The organism is Clostridium sp. UBA6640 (genome assembly GCF_002455975.1).
GTDB lineage: Bacteria > Bacillota > Clostridia > Clostridiales > Clostridiaceae > Clostridium_J.
The window spans coordinates 1-2,770 of the sequence record NZ_DKLM01000051.1 but is presented as its reverse complement, the minus strand read 5'-3'; the positions used below and the strand labels follow the sequence as shown (position 1 = coordinate 2,770).

The window sequence follows — 2,770 nt, the reverse complement described above, 5'->3', positions numbered from 1 at the left end:
TTTTTGTTATGGAAATTAAAATTAAGTATAAGTTAAATTTTCATAATAAAATATTTGATTAGAGCTTAATTTAGATTTTGTAATTTAAAAAAGTAGCTATCTAAAAATTTTGTTTTTAGATAGCTACTTTTCTTTTAAAGTTAAAAATATTTAAATAATACATTTTAATTTTAAATTTTTGGGCAATCTATTTATAGAGATATAGATATAGATTTTGTAGTTTTAATTTTTACAATAAAATAATAAATTTATGTGAAAGTATAGGTGATATAATTATGAAGCATAATAAAATAATAGAGTGTATTTTAATGACAACTATACTAGCGTCAACTATTGGGCCAAAGGTTTTAGGAATAACAAATGAACAAGATACAAGTATATCTAGACTATGCTCAATGTCGAATGAAGCCATAGAAACTATAAATTATGAGGAGAGTTTAATAGGGTTAAAAGAAGTAAAAGCAATAGAGGTATTACCTTTAAAAGGCAGTAGATCTATAACTGCTAAGAGTATTGATAAAAATATAGCAATACCTACATCTAAGAGTGGAGAACTTCAATCTTCTATAAAAGTTAAAGCTGTAGAGAATATAAATTATACAATAGACAATCCTTATAAGAATATAGATTGGCATACAGCAAATCAATTAAAAGCTAATCTTCATGCTCATACAAACAAAAGTGATGGAAGAGATACAATACAAGAAGTATTAAATAAACACTCAGAGCTTGGATATGATGTATTAGCAATAACTGACCATGATCACTTAACATATCCTTGGAATGATCCTAAAAAAGGTGATAAGAATGTAATTATACCAAAAGGATTACATGGTATACCAGCTGCTGAGTTTTCATCTAAACATCATCATATAAATGGGTTCTTCTTAAAGGAATTTGAAAAGTTATCAACTGAAGAAGAAGTACTAAAGTATATAGAAGGGCAAGGCGCAATATCACATTTAAATCATCCAGGAAGGTATGATAAGTCACATATGTGGTATGTGGATTTATATAAACAATTTCCAAGTTTAGTTGGATTAGAAGTTATAAATAGAGATGATAGATATCCAAATGATAGGAAGGTATGGGACAATATATTAACAGATATAATAGGAGAGAGAAATGTATGGGGATTTGCAAATGCTGATTCACATCGTCTTAATCAGATTGATACAAGTTATAATAAAATGTTAATAGATGGAGAGTATACTGAAGAAAAATTCAGAAGAGCTATGGAAAATGGAGAATTTTATTTTACAGCTAATATATGTGCAGAGAATAATAGGAAAAATAATCCTAATATTCCAGCACCAACTATTACTAATATTATAGTTGATAATGATAAGGATACCATAACAATAGAAGGGGAGAATATCCAATATATCGAATGGATAGGTTCAAATAGTAGACAGCTAGGAAGAGGAAATTCTCTAAATTTAAAGGAAGTTGAATCACCTACACCATATGTTCGTGCGGTAATAGTAGGAGAGGGTGGAGTAAGCTTTACTCAACCATTTAAAGTTACTGCACAAGAGGGGAGATAGATTGAATATATTAGAATAGATGAGTCTAATGATAAGTTTCTATTTTTTATGAAAAGAACAAAAAAATTTTAAAGCCTTGATTAATCAGGGCTTTTTTTGTATGAACAAAATATTATGCAATTATATATAATATATTATTTACAATAGTGTATGACGTACAGTATAATATATATGTATACTTTTAAAATTAATCTATTACTGAAAATAATCAGCACTTATTATATGGGCTAAAATTCAATTCACAATTCACAGTGCACAATTCACAATTGTGGACATNNTCTCAGCGATTGCTGAGAAATTTAGAATTTATTCTGTAGCTGCGAACAGTGTTCGCTATGATTACTAGCAATTATATTGCTAGCCAAAAACAAATTTAAAGAAATTATTTTTCTAAAAAAATAATTTCATCCTTAATTGTGCATTGTGAATTGTGAATTGTGCATTAATCTAAAAGTTGTGAATTGATATCTCAAACTGTTAACTTATATTCAGACATAAGTTAAAATTTAAAGTAGTTTATCTAGATGTAGGAGGTGACATTGTGGATAAGGTTATGGAAGATGAGTTAATAGAAGGTTTAACTCTAGAGCTTAGAAGAGGAACATTAGTCTTAAGTGTGTTAAGTCAATTAAAGACACCACAATATGGCTATTCTCTTGTGACAAGCCTTCAAGATAAAGGAATGGATATAGATGCAAGTACACTGTATCCTCTACTTAGAAGATTAGAAAGACAAGGAATTTTAGAAAGTTCATGGGATACAGATGGAACAAAACCTAGAAAATATTATGTGATGAGCAAAATAGGAGAAATTGTTTTTAAAAGGCTTTGTAATGTATGGAGAGATATGGTGAAGATAACCAATAGTTTTATTGAATAATAGGAGGGGTTTTATGGATGTTATTAATAGATATGTATATGCTGTAGTTTGCAAACTACCAGAAAAGGAAAGAAAAGAAGTAGAGGAAGAAATTAGAGGACTTATTGATGATATAATCAACAGTTATGAAGAAAATTTAACCTATGAAGAAAAATCATATAAAGCTCTTAAAGAATTAGGAGATCCTGAAATAATTGCAGATAATTATAGAGGAGAGAAACGATATTTAATTGGGCCAAAATATTTTGATAGATATATGTATGTTTTAAAAATAGTATTTTTAGCAGTATTTTTAGGAATAACAGTAGCAACCATAGTTGGTCAAATATTTAATGGACCTGCA

At 28.2% G+C, this 2,770-nt stretch carries 3 protein-coding genes; all 3 read left to right on the top strand.

What is annotated here, in order from left to right; genetic code table 11:
* The first annotated feature begins 275 nt into the window (after positions 1–275).
* Positions 276–1,547, top strand: coding sequence for a PHP domain-containing protein (locus tag B2W91_RS05155; protein ID WP_291579216.1), 1,272 nt, complete (start codon positions 276–278; stop codon positions 1,545–1,547).
* A gap of 553 nt (positions 1,548–2,100) precedes the next feature.
* Entirely contained in the window at positions 2,101–2,427 is a 327-nt protein-coding gene (locus tag B2W91_RS05150) for a PadR family transcriptional regulator (protein ID WP_414633107.1), read from the top strand.
* Positions 2,428–2,440: 13 nt separating this feature from the next.
* On the top strand, positions 2,441–2,770 hold a 330-nt coding region (locus B2W91_RS05145), incomplete at its 3' end, for a permease prefix domain 1-containing protein (protein WP_291579213.1).